Consider the following 13,785-nt stretch of genomic DNA (forward strand, 5'->3'; position numbering starts at 1 on the left):
CAGTAAGTGCAGTACCAGTAAGTGCAGTACCAGTAAGTGCAGTACCAGTAAGTGCAGTACCAGTAAGTGCAGTACCAGTAAGTGCAGTACCAGTAAGTGCAGTACCAGTAAGGATAAAGAGGAAGGAGTCAGTTGCCGTCGGATCGCCCGTGATCGTCAGTATCGGGCCGATGCCGCAGTTTCACAGCAGTGTCGATAGATGGTAGTTATCTCCTCAGGGCCGGCGGCCCCGGTGCGATTATGTGCCCGGGGGCGCCGGCCCTCCTACCTGGCGAGGTGTCGACTTGCCTCAGGTGCCGGGCCCCGGCTATATAACAAGTGTGTAGTGAGCCTGCTAGGTGGCCTTGCTGCAGGTTCGAAAGGTGTTGTGGCAAAAGAGAAGCACGATTCTGCCGATAGTAACCCGAATGAGAAGTTCGACGACGAGGACTACCCCGCCTACAGCATGGGTAGCGCCGCCCGGATTCTGGGAACCACCCCAGCGTTCTTGCGTAGCCTTGATGAGGCCAAACTACTTGCCCCGCAACGCTCTGAGGGCGGGCACCGCCGCTACTCGCGCTATCAACTGCGGATCGCGGCCCGGGCCCGTGAACTCATCGAGCACGGTACCGCTCTCGATGCGGCATGCCGCATCATCATCCTTGAAGACCAACTCACCGAAGCCCAAGCCATCAACGCCCAACTCCACCGCAGCCTCAATGACCGGCACACCCGTTCCGGCGAAGACCCCCAGCCCTGAACTCCCATCCTGAGGACGAGACCCCACAAGGCCCCGGGTATCCGGGCTCCTACGTGCGGTGACGAAGGCGCCGAGCTGTCGCAATCGGTCTTCTCGCACTGTGCTTTCCGGAGGAGCCAGCCTCAGTGGTCTCCTTGATTCGTTGCAACGAGCGATGCAGTCCCTCGAGTGCAAGGACATCACGTGGCCTGCCGACTGTGCCCGACCAGCGCAACACTCTGTGAAGAAATGCCGAGCGGGGCCACTCTCGGTACTCGGTGACCATGGCACCGCCGTCCTCAGCGGAATCCAGGTAGTAGCCCCACACCGTGCCGACGAGGTAGACCTTGAACTCAAAATGGCGGCCAGGCTCCAGTGCCGTCACCCGGCACGGCGTCGCCCAAATGACCGGTCCAATGCGATTGAAACCGACGAACCATGAGTTCACAGCGGGTACCGCGGAGGGTTTCAGCCACCATCCGGTGCGGTTCTCCGGACTGAAACGACCCATACGGGTGATATCGGAAACCATGTCCCACAGCTCTTCCCGCGGTGCGGACACAGACACCGAGTACTCGTCGCGCACACCTGCGGCTGTTTCCGTGCGTAGTACCGCTGCCGGGCGCCGAAGCGGGTTTTTCAACATGGTGCTCCTAGCGTGTCCGTACTGCGTCGTACCCCACTGCAACGAACCTATGGGACGCCCCGATCTGGGGACGGAAACCCGGCGCGACCCGCACGAAGTGTGTGAAAGGACCCAGCGAACGTTGTTGCGGGTCACGAGAGGCGCCGTTGCCCTCGACCCATGCCCTCCTCAACTACCGTCGATCTGGTGAAGGTGTCAGGATCGTGCGTCGCCCGGGCCTGCGCCGTCGGAACAGTTTTGCTTGCCCTGGCGGGGGCGCCTTCGTGCGGACATTCAGCGCATCCGATCTCTGCGCCGAGCGTGGTTCCCCAAGGCCCTTTCGCGCCCGTCACTCGCCTTGTGAATGATGCCGTGTCGGCACCTCGGCTGCCCGGTGCGGTGGTTGAAATCGGGCACGCCGGCAAAATCGTCTTCCGGCAGGCTTTCGGGTGGCGCAAGCTCCCCGACGAACCGGGCCTCGACGGGTCGCCCGCACCCGCCGAGCCGATGACCGAAGACACTATTTTCGACCTGGCGTCGCTGACCAAACCGCTCGCGACAAGCGTGGCCCTTCTCCAGCTGTACGAAAGGAGCTTGATTCGAGTCGACGAACCCGTGCAGACATACCTGCCGGACTTCAACCCCACCAACGACCCACGACGCGCCCAGGTGACACTTCGCATGCTGCTCACGCACACCTCGGGCGTCGGAGGCGACTTGAGCCATCAGGGCGCCTGGGGACTGACGGAGGCGGACAAAGCAGACGGCATCCATCGCGCACTTACCGCCCCGTTGGCGTTCGACCCCGGTAAGACGTTCCACTACTCCGATATCAACTTCATCATCCTCGGTGCACTCATCGAAAGAATCACCGGCGAGCCTTTGGATGTTTATGTGCAGGACAACGTCTTTGCGCCGTTGGGCATGGCCGACACTCGGTACCTTCCCGCAGCCAAGGTGTGCGGTCCGCACCAAATCATCGGTACGGCAATTGCTTTCGACAAAACAGCACACACTGTTGCGCCGTGCTCGGCGGATACCTGGAGTACTGATCTGTTGACACGCATCGCGCCGACGGCTCATGACGAAGACACTCCGGGCGTCAACCCCGACTACGACCGTCTGCTTCGCGGCACCGTGCACGACCCGACGGCGCGCCGGATGGGCGGTGTGGCCGGTAGCGCCGGTGTGTTCTCGACGGCCGACGACATCGGCCGGTACTCGCAGGCACTTCTCGATCGGCTCGCCGGGCGCCCGAGCCTGTTCCCGCTGAAACAATCCACCCTGGAACTGATGACGAGTCCGCAGCAGCCCGGCCATACCGCCGGGCAACTCGAGGCGGCCAACAACGCCACCCGCCAGGCCATCGAAAAGACCCCTAACCCAACAGATCCCCTGCTTGCACCGAGCTATCCGGCAATTGCGGGACAGAACCTCCGTGGCTTCAGCTGGGATATCGATACCGAACTGTCCAAACCGCGTGGAATGCTCTTCCCCATCGGCAGCTTCGGCCACTCCGGCTTCACCGGAGTATCCCTGTGGATAGACCGGGGTTCGGACACGTACGTGATCGTCCTGGCGAACGTCATCCATCAGCGCGGCGGCCCGCCCGTCGTGAGGCTGAGCGGCGATATCGCCACAACGGCAGCACAAGTTCTGCATCTCTACAGCAACTAGCCAGGCCCGCAGTCGAGAACGACTGCGCCCGTGACGATCACGAGATCCTCGCCTTGATATCAGAGCGTTATCGGAAGCACCGGCGAGGCTACAATTTTAACAACGGTCACATTGTTAACATCCTGCGATGCAAGACTCGTCGGGGACTAACAGCTTTCTGCGCTCCTCACGTTCGGTAACCCGACGTGACGCGTTGCGCTACGCCACAGCGGTGTCGGCGCTAGCCGGGCTGGGTGCGGCATCAGCTGTTGCCGGCATTCCGACGGCGTCCGCCGCCGCCCCCACGTTGATTGACTTCGCCATGCGCCAGATTCCGGCGGAGCACATCAAGGCCGCCGGGCACTCGGGGGTGATCAACTACGTCTCAACGTCGCGTCCGGGCTCGTCCATGGGCGCCAAGCCGATCACCCGGCCCTACGCCCAGTCGCTCACCGCGGCCGGGTTGGTGATCGTCAGCAATTTCCAATACGGAAAGCCGGGCGGGACAGCACCTTCGGACTTCACGCGCGGATTCGCCGGTGGCGTCGACGACGCGCGCACCGCCTGGCAGCTGCATACCGCGGCCGGCGGCGGCCAGAGCGCACCGGTCTTCTTCTCCGTCGATGACGACGTCAACCGTGAGACTTGGAACGACGTTGCGCTGCCGTGGTTTCGGGGTATCAATTCGGTGCTGGGGGTGCAGCGCACCGGCATCTATGGGGGCGTCAATCCATGCCAGTGGGCCGCTGCCGATGGGGTGATCGGCAATTCGCGTTCACCCGGCCACGTGTGGGCCTGGCAGACACGGTCATGGTCTCGCGGCCAGGTCTTCCCCGGCGCAGTTCTCTACCAACGCATCGTGAGCACCGCGTCCAATCCGGGCCCGGTGGTCGGCGGGCTCGAAGTCGACGTCAGCGACGCCCTGGCCCAGGATGTCGGCCAGTGGAACTTCCATCAGTGAGGTCGTAGACCACTCCCAGCGCAGATATGCATCTTCCGGGAGACACGTGCTCCCGTGAGCAGCGCCGGCGGGCGCACGTGGAATGCTCCGGCGCATTCGTGTGCGGCGTGTGCTGAGTATCCATAGGGCGAGCACCAGGCAGCGGCTATCCGGCCGATCACAGTGATCTGTAGCGCCATCTCGGAGACTGCCTGCGAGATGGGCACCTCGGCCGCAGTCCGGAACCGGGGACGTCGCCTGAAAATTCAGGTCCCACGATGGCAATCGTCCTGGGGTCCTGCTTCGCCCGTACGCAAACTCATGAGTTGCAGGTGGGTTTGTTTAGGGTCTACAGGGCGGTGGCTGAACGGAGGCTTCTCGTTTGTCCTGGGCTGCTGTAAGCGAAGTTTCCACAGCTCGCGAGAGGGATAACGCGCCCGTCAGCTCTGGCCAACCACACTGACATGCGCAGTCGAATCGCGCGAGCTCACCAACCACGGCACCTCGAACGGATTCCCCATCCCCCGAGTGATCGTCAACCGCTGGTCGCTCGTCCGTACCGACCGACGGTAGTCCTCGCGAACGGTTCTGCCCATGGGCGGCAGCGACCCAGCCCTGGACTTGCTTCACCAGGCCAGCACCTACTACACCCAGCGGCGTGTGCCCTGTGCAGTGCGGCCGCGGGATCGCGTACTGCCAAGCCGGCCTCCAGGAAATCGGGGACATGCTTGCGGCGTGCCCGACCGATCTCGACGCTCAGGAAGAATGGTTGCGCAACAATATGATTCACGCCCGGGGTCGAAGTCTGCCCCGAGTAATGCCTCTGGCCCTTAACCCACCGACACGGAGGATGAGGACCTACAGGTCCTGTAGGTCCTCAAATTGCATGTCATATCGCGGGGGACCCGGCCTGCGGCAATGCCACTTGTCTCAGACCGCGCCATACGGATTCTGTTCTCAGATCCGTGTCATTTCCTCGGGGCGTCTGTCAGCCCCTCGGACGAGACGATCGGCTGCAGCGTCATGGTTTCCTCACTACCCCACAGGGGGCCGATGAGTTCGTGGCTCCCTGTGGGTCCAAGCTCATGACACCCTAGGAAAGGACGCTGCCATGTCGGAGCTTCTCGTCGATTTCATCACCTCCCTCGACGGCCACGCATCGGGCGAGGGCTGGCCCGGGTTCTGGGGCCTTGAGGGCCCGGAGTACCTCGCATGGCTCGGCGAGCAGCCTGAGGCCGCCTACCTGATGGGAGCGAACACCTACCGCCTGATGTCGGGCTTCGCCGCCGGCGAGGTCCCGAATGACCAAGACGAGTTCAGGGCCGACGAAGAGGCGTCAGTCGACGAGCTCACGCAAGCGTCCAAGGTGGTGTTCTCCTCCTCACTCGAGGACCCACTGACGTGGGCCAACTCCACGCTCGTCCGCGACGACGCCGTCGAGGCGGTCCGCGCCATGAAGTCGAGTGGCTCGGGGCTCCTCAGTACGATCGGCAGCCCCAGCCTGTGCCGGTCGCTGCTACGAGCCGGACTCGTCGACCGCTTCCGGGTTGTGATGTTCCCGGTGATCACCGGGGCTACGGGCGAAGAACGCATCTACGACGGCTATCCGGACGTCGCCCTCGAGATGATCGAGCACCGCACCTTCGACGGCCGCATCCAGCTGGTCGAGTACAAGCCCCGTGTGCTCGAGCACGCGCCCCTCGCCGCCCCTGCGTGACGTCGCCCCGTCCGCCGGTTTCGAACGCCACTGCACGCCGCCTCTTCGAACTGGTAGAGCCACTGTGATCGTCACCGTCGCGGTGTCTCAGATTCGTGCCATATATGACATCGACATGACACGGCAAATGCGAATATGGCGCCGGATTTGAGACCCAACAACAACTTGTAGGTTCTCAATTCCGTTGGCCAATGCCCACCGCCTGAACTGGCCGTTTGATGCTGTCTCACACGGTGGCCACTCGGATTTGTCTCAGTTTCGTGGCCAATTTTCACGATTGCTCGTCGGCGACAGCGTCCGACGCACCATGACCTACTCTGCTCTCGTACTTGGAGATCTCCTGCGCGACCCACGCGCGGTACCGCGCGACCTCTTCATCGAATTCCGCTGTGCCCTGCATGAGCGACGTTGCGGGACCGGGTAGCCCTGCAAGTTCACGCAACATGGGCTGATAGTCCGGGTCGAGGCCCTTGTGACAGGCGCCGCAGAGGGTAACCAGGTTTTCTTCCGCAGTCGGACCGTGCATACGCCACGGAATGAGGTGGTGCACATGCAGTTCAAGGTCAACGTGATCCTTCGTCCTTCGGCCACAAATCACGCATCGGTAGTTGTCCCGCTTCAGCACCTGCATACGAAGTTTTCGGCTAGGGACACGGCGTTCTATCGCGTCATCGGAAATGTGCCCAGTTCCCAGGAAACCGGTAACCGCAACCTCCACGCCGCCGTCGCGCATGCACTCGGACGGACTGATCACGTCGGGTATGTGGTCCTCGGCAAAATCCTTTTCGACCAGTGCGTTTCCGCCCCATCGAAAGAAGAACCCGTACGCAAGAACATCGTGTACTACGAACCAGCTCTGATTGATTTCCTTCCACAACCACACGAGCTGGTCCGCATCAACGAGACTGGCCTCCCTCATTTCCCAGCGAGGGTTTCGTTCCGACCAGCCGACAAAGTGCGTGTGCCTTCCCCAGAAGGGCTTTCCTCGACGATTCGCTCCCAGCGTGAGAGCAAAATACTTCCTGTCAGGGCGCGGGTTTTTCAGGTCACGAAGCCACTGGTCGCCCCTTGTGTCGTCAAGCGTCTCGTTCGACATACAGGCGAATATCCCACCCGGCACCGACAACCGCGATCCGCGCCGGCACATCAATAATCCAGGCCATCACGATAAGACGCCTTACTGATTGGTCACCCAGACGTGAATCTGCCGATCACGCGCCCAGGTTGGGTCAGTAGCCCTGCCATCACTCGAAATCTCTGGTGGTAGTCGACCGGATACTCTCCACGCACGACCGCACCGTGGAATCGGTCGCGCACCCGCTCGTTGATGTCCGGCAGGTACTCGCGCTCAAATATGTCGGTCAGTTCGGTCCAGATCTCCTGGCGGCGATGTTCGTAGATCGCCAGCTGTCTTGCGAGGGCGTGAATACGCACGCTGATTGGGTCATCAGGGTCCTTCGGCTGAGGTCGAAGACCAGCTACGCGAAGCGACGAGTCGGCAATCCCGGTCGTGTCCGGGCGAAGCTTCTCAATTTCGGCGAGCGCGGTGGTTGCAGAGTCCGCTGCCTCGGTCGCCGTTATCGACGCTTCGACAGCGCAGGCCTCGTCGAGTATCGGAATCGTGGCTACTTCGCCTATAACGTCTGGGTCGACCGCCACAGACACCGAGCCCACGGCTTCGTGGACGTTGATATACCGGACAGCGCGGGCTCCCTGACTATGGAGCTCGGAAAGCTCGACATCACCCATGAGCGTGGCGAATTCGGCGCCGACATGTGGGTCCAGGTCACCGGGCTCTAAACAAAGGCTGACTCTGTGCAACCAGTATTGGGTGGTCCCGCGATCGCCAACATCTTGGTCGTGCATGCGGCGCAGCATGTTCTCGATGGCCGCTTCATAAGTACCTAGGTGCAGCGCGAGGGTCGTTTTCTTCCTGAAAACCCTTTCAGGATCGACGAAATCGAACCGTATCTGAGTCACCATTTCTCGTACGTCGGCGGCATACGCTTCGATGTCGGGCCAGCGCTCGTAGCGGCTGCTGTGGTACCACCACAAGCCCCCCACTAATTCTTCCTGCAGTGCAACGTCATTGGGGTTACGCAGGGTAGGTGATCTCTCGGTGATGTCGACTTCGGTGCCACATTCACAAACCGTGAAAGGCGCTTCCGCAGTACATTGCTGTTTGAAATCGGTTGAACAGATGTCGATTCTGTTGCCGCAGTTGACGCAGGCGAACCAGTAGCCGTAGTTGAAACCGACAAGCGGCTGGTCAATACTCCTGCCGGGCTGCGTCATTGTTCCTACAGCGAAGCCGTAGCCGGGAGCGAGCCGCCGCCGGCGGCGTACGTCTGGTCGCTCTGTCTCGTGACCACCGCCGCCCTGTACAGCAAGACCTTGCCCACTAGTACGCGAAAACGTCACCGCAACCACGGATGTCTGTCTCTACCCGGGTTGGCAAGTACTCGAACGTCCGCTCCGCGACATCAGCGACTCCGCTAGCACGCGCTTCTTCCATCAATCTGTCCAACAGAGGGACTAGATACTCGACATCTCGCGCCGCGTAGATCACCTGTTCCTGAGTCAGCGAGGGCGACAACCAGTCTGACGTTTGCTGTCTCTTGTCTAACACCACACCGAGAAAGCGTTCCAGTGTGGGTTTCAAACTGTGCTCTTCGCTGGCGGCGTCCGGGCGAACGATCTTGGACAGAATCTTCGTGCATGCCACGCTTCGCGCCGTAGCCTTCCAATGATGCCGCATGAAGCGCAGGTCAAACGGCGCGTGATGGAACACCTTCACAACACGCTCCGACACAAGCAGCTCGCGCAGCCGCTCAGGCTCATGACCATCCATACGGATCACTTGCGTCCCCACGTTTGGCACGTGCAGCTGGCAGGTCGCAATGCTGTCGAGCCGCCAGTCGAGCCCGCTGGTCTCGATGTCCCACGCCGCAACTCTGGCGTCCCTCACTGCCCATTCGAAGTCTGCCGAGACGTCGCCGACGACCAGATCGACTTCTTGGGTATGAATCATCACTTTTCACCTCCGACGAGATCTGCCAATGCGACCGGCGTGCTCTGCCTCTCAATTGCTTCCAGGTCCTGCATGAAGAAATCCCTGAATGTTCCTCGCTTGACCAACACTGTTGGCACATCGCCACGCTCACGCCTATGCGAGTAGAGCGTCACGAGTACCTTTTCATCGAAGCGGTAGCAGGTGTAGGCCGGATCACCCGCTCTGTAATAGATGCGGATGTCGGCGGGGCAAGAGGTTCCTAACTTTGCGATTTCCTCCGCAGTCTCAAGGATATTCGCGCGAATCTTCGCCAACGTGTAGTCGTAGCGCTGTGCAAGGACCCGCATCGTCGGCTCATCTTCTGGGTCCGGGAGGAACAGCCGCAGAGAGTTTTTCTCTCCCTGCGCGAACTCTTGCAGCTTGGTCCAATGGACCTTGCGCCAACTACTCCCGTAGGAGATGAACACCGATACATGCTTCGCGTCCCGGAACAGATCGTCCCACGGGACTTCGAGCCAGTTCATCGTCACTCGATCGAGTCCAGCCGCACTAACATCGGACGCGATCCGTGCCTTCTCAAGCACCTCGTCCATGATTTCCCGCTTACCGCGAAGGTCCCACAGGATGCCAAGTCCGCCGATCGTGATGAGCAGCCCGCCCAGCTGGTTCGCCGTCGCTTCAAGAGCCGTATGGCTATCAAACCAGGCGATGTTCGACAGCCACAGCAGGGCCACTCCACCGGCTGCGACGAGCAACGCATACAGCGCGGTCTTGTAGGTGGTCAACTTGGTAGTTAAGCCGAGGCCGTCACTCACATCAGCACCCCGGCAATCCTCATGCACGTCACCGTAAGTCCAAGGGCCGACAAGTGGGCAGCGACGTGCCGGGCGAGCGCTTAACGAAGCGTGTTTCTAGCCCGCACGCTGCACTCGACAATGACACCTACTAGACCACAGGGCCAAGCGGCGCATTGTCTCTCTTGTCAGTGTTCGGCAAGGAGATCGATGACAGGAATATCCAGCGCCGCAGCGATATCGAACAGTCTCTCGTAGAGCAAGCCCCGTTTGCCCTGCTCGACATCGATCAACACGTTGCGCGAGACCCCGGATGTGAGAGCAAGGGCTTCTTGTGTGATGCCCTGCTCGATTCGTATCGCGCGAATGCGTTCACCGACTTGACGGCGCCGCCGCGCCCACGCCGCTGCCCGCTCGGGGTCGTTTTGCGAGGGTCGGGTCGGCACCTACACCAGTTATGGTGCGGCAGTATCAAATGTCTGCCCTACTAGTAGTACATTGCCGGGGTGGATTTTGAGGACGAACCTGATTACGACGTCGAATGGGCCTCGGCGGAGGGCCTGACGCTCCTGGACGAACTGCGGGTGTCGATGACCGAGTGCCTGCTAGTAGTGGGGTCTCTGTCCGAGGGCAGCGTGGACTTGAATCTCGATGACCTGGCCGCGGAGTTGCACACGGCACACCGCAGCGCTCAAGAGGCATACCGCGCCGCCAGTCTTCTCAATCAGCGCGCTTCCCTCGATGCGGCGTGGGGGGCAGGCCATTCGCGGCCCAACGCAATTTTTGCCCGGCACAACACAGCGGTGCGCGGCGGTGCATCACGGGTGTCGCCTGTGGCCGCTGAGAACCAGCGGGTCGAAGATCTGCTGTGGAAACAACCCGCCACCGTCCACCCCGACGATGCGGTACGCCTCAACGAGGTGCGCCGCGCGCTCGGTATCGGGATCTCCGCAGACTGGATGCGGCGGCGTAAAGACATGTCGCGCTGGTACTACGAAGCCGAGGCAATCGCCGGAGTTGCACCGTACTGATGGACGCAGTCGGCCGGGAGGGGTGTACGGCGCGAAAGTCTGCGCCTGGCGTGCAGTTCTCGTTTATCCCTTTGGCGGGTTCGGGTCATTTCCGTACGAGTTTTTCTCGCCGATGGTTCCGTCCATCTTGCGGGTGGTGTGCTCGACGCGGCGGTCTTTGGCCATCTGGCGCCCAACCGCTTGTTGTTCGGCCTTGGTGCCGCCGGTGTGTGCCGCCCGGCTGCTTCCCTCAACCTTTGATTTCCACTCTCCGCCTTGGTGGTAAGTGGAGATGTCGCCTTTGGCCATGTCCGTGCTCTCTTTCCTGCGCCTGTGAAGTTTGTTCGTGTATGAATTTTCACACCCTGCACTGACATACCCGGCAGAATGCGCATCCTCGCGGTACAGATCGGCCCGTGCGCCCCTCACTTACCGACGCGCAGGGCGATCACGTGTTGGTGGGGGGCGCCAGCGCCGTGACCCAGAGTCATGAGTTCGATATCGGGCAGCAGTTCGCGGGTGTCATCGACGGTGAGCCCGGCGGCGATGGCGTGCTGAAAGCTCAGGGAGAATCGCTGGCCGGCGGTACCGAGTGCTGCGGGCAGGTGGGCCTGGATTTGGCCGACTGCCGCGGTTCCTGCGATCAGGATCAGGACGCGTTCTGCGGTGTCGCAGGTGACCGTCTGATGCAGAACGTTCACCACCGCGGCCGCGGCGCGGGCACGCGTCCCGACCTGGAGCAGGTCGCAGATCACGATCGTGACCCGGGGTTGGCTGTACAGAGTCATAACACGGCTGTGGTCGATGACCAGGTCGCTGTATTCGACTTGGCTGACCTGCGCGCCATGTCTGCCCAGAGCCGAGGCAAGCTCGTAGCGATAGGTGTCCGCGGTGAGCAAGTGCGATCGTTCCGAGGCGAACTCGCCGGCGTCGTAGGCGGCCAACTCATCCACCGCCGCTGCCCAGTTGATGGCCTCACCGTTGGGTTCGCTGAACACCGGCAGCTCACCCGCGCCGGGTGTCCAATGGCTCAGCAGCCGGTCATAGTCGGCCGGGAACAGGTCAGACTCTTCGCGCGGGAGTGCTTGCAGGACAGCGTCCCCGAACAGCGCCGCCAATGTCAGTACGTCGCCCAATGTCAGTGGCTGCGCACCGGCGAGGCGTTTTTGCACGGGCCGCACTGATCCACCGAGCTTGGCAGCCAGCGCCTGTCCGCTGAACCGCTCGCCGGGATAGGTGCGGGGCCAGGTGTGGCGGACAGCTGCCAGGACGCGGTGCAGGGCGTGGGTCGAGAGCACCGCCGTCGGGTCATGGTCGGCCGAGGGATGCCAGGCAGGATCACCGTCGCCACCGAATCCCAGCGGCGGGCGCATGATCCCTTTCGGCATGAACTTCATGGTGAGCGTCGATTTCGGACGTGTCAACGTCTAAAATCGACGCTCACCGCGGGTACCGTCTACAGCTATGAGTTCCGCCCCCTGGCCTGGTGACCTCGGTGAACGCCGGGCGCGGCTACTGGGCGCTTCGGCTGGACTGGGCTGGGAGTCGGCGGCAGCGGTCCTTGATGCGTCGATTCTCGACGTCACCGCTGATCTGGCGGTTGTCGTGGACGAGCCCGAGCAGGCCCGCCGCGCCGCCACTGCCGCGGATCGGCTCGATGATTTCGACGTCTTGATGTTCCTGATGGGGCTTCCGCAGTTCGAGCCGGTCCCACTGCATTCACTCAACCCCGACGAGCGGGCCACGCTGCAGCACGCTCCGGCAGGCTCGGTGGATGTGAGCGCCGAATCGGTCACCCGGTTGGCGTGCCCGCCGACGCAATCGGTATTGGCCGTCGTCTATGACCACAACTGGCGACGCGGGCTGCGGGCAGCAAGCGTGTTCGCACCGGTGGCCACCCGGATGCTGGTGCTACCGACCTTGCCGCCAGATGCGGCGCTGGACCTGGCTGAGGCGGCCGAGTACGGGATCGGTGTCGGCACGTCGGCCGGGGACAGTATCGATGTGCACGTGCCACCCGCGCGATGGCGCCAGCAGTACTTCACCCCGGGCGGTTGGCTGTTCCGGGAGCAGGTCTTTGAGTTGGCCGCCGCCCAGAACGCCGATTTCACAACCCGAGGCTAAGCCAGGTGCTTTGTCCCTCGTCCATTTCGATGGTCAAGACCCCCGTGCGGCGCCGCAGCTGCCCGTAGGCGATCTCGATATCGATCCGATAGTTGTACAGCCATTCGCGCCGTCGCGAAGGCGGCTGCGCCAAAAGGGTTTTCGCGATCGGCATCCATGAGCGCACGTTGTGTTCGCAAGCTGCGGCGTGATCGGCCTTGTTGTCGCGCAGCAGGGTCAAGTTGCGGCCACAGCACCCTGCGATCGTGCAGACCGGAGGCAGCGAGTTGCGGAACCACGGTTCGATGACGGCTGTGTGCCTGTAACTGTCGATGTCGGGGACAAGGACCACTGGTGAGCGATCGGGCGGCTTCTTGCGGGTGTCGGCGGGCTTGTACCCCGGCACCGCGTGGCGCAGCCGGGTGGACCATCCGATCGCACCGCCCAGACCGCCATGGGCGACAGCCTCGAACGCAGCGAAATCCGTGCGGTGCACAAAGCTTTCAGTGGCGGCCGTTAGTGTCCGCAACCCAGCCGCAGTGACCTCATCGGCGAACGGGTCGAACTGTCCGGTCACCACGAACGCGACCGGATGCCGGGACCGGGACAGCGCAGAGATTAAGTGTCCGATGATCTCCGGTTTGAGCATGGCGGCCGAGACCGCAACCGGCACCACGACATTGGAGGCATCGACGGTGTTGGCTGCGGCGATCACCGCGGCCAACACAGACAGGTCAGTAACGCGGCCCGCGGGCATGAACGCGATGTCCTGACCGGCGGCGAGCTGAGCGTGCATGTACTCATCGAGCGACATCGCCGGCCAGTCAAGGATGGCTGGCAGCTGCATCGGCGCTTCAACAGTCGCCTTGTACCGCATGTAGCTCGCCGGGTCCGTCGCGATCGTCAGAGCCGACCCGTAGATCTGTTTGAGCACGCGCACCGACCGGGTGGCGACCTTATCCACGATAACCAGGCCGCTGGCGCCAGTGGCGGCAATACCTGCGGCCACAGCGATCGCATCCTGCGAACTCACCGCCACCAACACACGGTCACGCAAAGCCGACCGGGCATCGACGGCAATCCGTGCTGTCGCGGTGTACGTGACCATCGGAATTCTCCTCGCTCCTGGCGGCGCAGCACGCTGCCCTTTGCCCATGATCGCTCATACCCCCGACAGCACGGGAACGACACGCATACTCGTTTGCGAGT

16 protein-coding genes are annotated in these 13,785 nt (G+C 62.2%); 6 read left to right on the forward strand and 10 right to left on the reverse strand.

The features are described 5' to 3' along the window. The coding region (locus AB0H22_RS21650) for a pentapeptide repeat-containing protein (RefSeq protein WP_358149038.1) at positions 1–172 on the reverse strand (172 nt) is incomplete at its 3' end. A 195-nt stretch (positions 173–367) separates the two neighbouring features. Here AB0H22_RS21650 and AB0H22_RS21655 point away from each other — a divergent pair. Then, positions 368–739 (forward strand): helix-turn-helix domain-containing protein, encoded by a 372-nt coding sequence (locus tag AB0H22_RS21655; RefSeq protein WP_358148864.1) that lies wholly within the window; start codon positions 368–370, stop codon positions 737–739. Positions 740–788: 49 nt separating this feature from the next. On the opposite strand, the gene AB0H22_RS21660 is transcribed toward AB0H22_RS21655, so the two are convergent. Beyond that, positions 789–1,364 (reverse strand): SRPBCC family protein, encoded by a 576-nt coding sequence (locus AB0H22_RS21660; RefSeq protein WP_358148866.1) that lies wholly within the window; start codon positions 1,362–1,364, stop codon positions 789–791. A gap of 183 nt (positions 1,365–1,547) precedes the next feature. Between AB0H22_RS21660 and AB0H22_RS21665 the strand changes: the two genes are divergently transcribed. The 3 genes from AB0H22_RS21665 to AB0H22_RS21675 all read left to right on the forward strand — a co-directional run bounded on the left by AB0H22_RS21665 (position 1,548) and on the right by AB0H22_RS21675 (position 5,656). After that, on the forward strand, positions 1,548–3,020 hold the full coding sequence (locus tag AB0H22_RS21665) for a serine hydrolase domain-containing protein (RefSeq protein WP_358149041.1): 1,473 nt from the start codon (positions 1,548–1,550) through the stop codon (positions 3,018–3,020). A gap of 127 nt (positions 3,021–3,147) precedes the next feature. Next, positions 3,148–3,960: a DUF1906 domain-containing protein gene (locus AB0H22_RS21670; protein ID WP_180749522.1), complete on the forward strand. Its 813-nt coding sequence runs from the start codon at positions 3,148–3,150 to the stop codon at positions 3,958–3,960. Positions 3,961–5,050: 1,090 nt separating this feature from the next. Continuing rightward, the gene (locus AB0H22_RS21675; RefSeq protein WP_358148868.1) at positions 5,051–5,656 is read left to right on the forward strand and encodes a dihydrofolate reductase family protein; all 606 of its coding nucleotides are present in this window, start codon (positions 5,051–5,053) and stop codon (positions 5,654–5,656) included. A 271-nt stretch (positions 5,657–5,927) separates the two neighbouring features. On the opposite strand, the gene AB0H22_RS21680 is transcribed toward AB0H22_RS21675, so the two are convergent. From AB0H22_RS21680 to AB0H22_RS21700, 5 genes are all read right to left on the reverse strand, one after another. After that, entirely contained in the window at positions 5,928–6,752 is an 825-nt protein-coding gene (locus AB0H22_RS21680; protein WP_358148870.1) for an HNH endonuclease signature motif containing protein, read from the reverse strand. Positions 6,753–6,844: 92 nt separating this feature from the next. Further along, on the reverse strand, positions 6,845–7,951 hold the full coding sequence (locus AB0H22_RS21685; protein WP_358148872.1) for a hypothetical protein: 1,107 nt from the start codon (positions 7,949–7,951) through the stop codon (positions 6,845–6,847). A 106-nt stretch (positions 7,952–8,057) separates the two neighbouring features. Next, positions 8,058–8,687: a hypothetical protein gene (locus tag AB0H22_RS21690; protein ID WP_358148874.1), complete on the reverse strand. Its 630-nt coding sequence runs from the start codon at positions 8,685–8,687 to the stop codon at positions 8,058–8,060. Beyond that, complete coding sequence (locus AB0H22_RS21695) at positions 8,687–9,484, reverse strand: hypothetical protein (protein ID WP_358148876.1); 798 nt, start codon at positions 9,482–9,484, stop codon at positions 8,687–8,689. The genes AB0H22_RS21690 and AB0H22_RS21695 overlap by 1 nt, the downstream gene beginning before the upstream one ends. Positions 9,485–9,651: 167 nt before the next feature. Next, entirely contained in the window at positions 9,652–9,909 is a 258-nt protein-coding gene (locus tag AB0H22_RS21700; protein WP_358148878.1) for a helix-turn-helix transcriptional regulator, read from the reverse strand. 60 nt (positions 9,910–9,969) lie between these two features. On the opposite strand from AB0H22_RS21700, the gene AB0H22_RS21705 reads away from it, so the two are divergent. Then, positions 9,970–10,494 (forward strand): hypothetical protein, encoded by a 525-nt coding sequence (locus AB0H22_RS21705; protein ID WP_358148880.1) that lies wholly within the window; start codon positions 9,970–9,972, stop codon positions 10,492–10,494. 63 nt (positions 10,495–10,557) lie between these two features. Here the strand turns inward: AB0H22_RS21705 and AB0H22_RS21710 are convergent, their stop codons facing one another. Next, the gene (locus AB0H22_RS21710; RefSeq protein ID WP_358148882.1) at positions 10,558–10,782 is read right to left on the reverse strand and encodes a DUF2188 domain-containing protein; all 225 of its coding nucleotides are present in this window, start codon (positions 10,780–10,782) and stop codon (positions 10,558–10,560) included. A 116-nt stretch (positions 10,783–10,898) separates the two neighbouring features. Then, positions 10,899–11,861, reverse strand: a complete 963-nt coding sequence (locus AB0H22_RS21715) for a hypothetical protein (protein ID WP_358148884.1) — start codon at positions 11,859–11,861, stop codon at positions 10,899–10,901. Positions 11,862–11,937: 76 nt separating this feature from the next. On the opposite strand from AB0H22_RS21715, the gene AB0H22_RS21720 reads away from it, so the two are divergent. Then, on the forward strand, positions 11,938–12,597 hold the full coding sequence (locus tag AB0H22_RS21720) for a hypothetical protein (protein ID WP_358148886.1): 660 nt from the start codon (positions 11,938–11,940) through the stop codon (positions 12,595–12,597). On the opposite strand, the gene AB0H22_RS21725 is transcribed toward AB0H22_RS21720, so the two are convergent. Continuing rightward, positions 12,581–13,684, reverse strand: coding sequence for a hypothetical protein (locus AB0H22_RS21725; protein WP_358148888.1), 1,104 nt, complete (start codon positions 13,682–13,684; stop codon positions 12,581–12,583). The genes AB0H22_RS21720 and AB0H22_RS21725 overlap by 17 nt on opposite strands. Positions 13,685–13,785: the final 101 nt, after the last annotated feature.

Source organism: Mycobacterium sp. NPDC050853 (genome assembly GCF_040653875.1).
GTDB lineage: Bacteria > Actinomycetota > Actinomycetes > Mycobacteriales > Mycobacteriaceae > Mycobacterium.